General features: G+C 58.5%; 1 pseudogene. It reads right to left on the bottom strand.

From position 1 onward, the window contains the following. Positions 1-197 precede the first annotated feature (197 nt). A pseudogene (locus CAGGBEG34_RS00315) lies at positions 198-1,143 on the bottom strand (hypothetical protein); the annotation flags it as partial.

The following is a 1,143-nucleotide window of genomic DNA, read 5'->3' as shown; positions in this document are numbered from 1 at the left end:
TTGGGTTTCCTTACGATCTCTCTCCACACCATCGATCATCAGCCTCGCGGGGCGATCACTTTCGCCCACAACGGGTGCAGAAAATTGAGGGCTTACGCTTACGATTCTTCCTGTCTCACGGTGTCCACCTTCAATTTGGGTGGACACCCATACTCCGCCTCCAACCTGCAATAAGCGAGGTGCAGAAAATTGAGCGCTTACAGTACGACTTCCGCCACGGTTTTCCAGCCGCCGATCGCCTCAGCGCCCTTGCCGAGCCAGTCACAGAGCTTTTTCAGCGCATCGAGGGCCGCGTTGATCGCGGGTTCCCACCGGCTCCAGTCAATCAGGCTCCGGCCCCCTTCTTTCCACGTCTGGTAATCATCCCAAAGCAGCAGCAATGCGGCGGCCAATGCCGTGATCCGGCCCAGCGGCGTAATCATGAAGCCTGTGCTTAATAATCGCCAGGCAACGAGCATCAGGCCGAACACTTTGATCAGATTCTGTCCAGACCCGCTTAAGCTATTGAACCAGTTTGCAAGCGCGTCGATGGCTTGCATCGCGCGAATCGAGAGCGTACTTGTCACCTCCGCCGCTTTCAGAATCCAGCCGACGACGATCTGGATGGCTTTGGAAATCTGGCCAAAATGCGCAACCAGAAATTTACGCAGACGTTTAATATCCGCACTCATTGCTCCGGTGAGTGATGCGGCAACCTGATCCCGCACAATGCCCGCCGTCGCACCGAGCAGGCGCAGCTCGTTCATAAACGCATGGCTGGACTTCGCCGCCGCCTGTGCGTCCAGTCCCGATGCACGCAGCATGTCGCGGTACATCGCACTGAACCGGCCTACCCCCTGTTGCAATGCGTTCAGCGTCTTTTCGTCGATACCAAGCGCCTGTGCATAGGCATAAGCACGGTCATACGGCATGCGCTTTAACCGCTCGCCTAACGCCGTCAAGAGCGTGGACGTGTCGCGCAATTGCCCCTGCGCATCGTGCGTCTCAACCCCTAAGCGACGCAGTAGACCGGATGCGCCTGGATTCGTGCGCATCAAGCGCGCAAGGTGCTCCAGTGATGCCCGCGCGCCTTCCGCTGAGCCGCCCAGCGCTGGGTTCGGCGCTCCGATAAGCCCACATGTAGCTTTTGCTCTGGGCGTGCCG

Origin of the sequence: Candidatus Glomeribacter gigasporarum BEG34 (assembly GCF_000227585.1) — a bacterium.
In the GTDB taxonomy this organism is placed as follows: Bacteria; Pseudomonadota; Gammaproteobacteria; order Burkholderiales; family Burkholderiaceae; genus Glomeribacter; species Glomeribacter gigasporarum_B.
The sequence above is the reverse complement of the archived record's forward strand: the minus strand, read 5'-3'. Positions and strand labels throughout refer to the sequence as shown.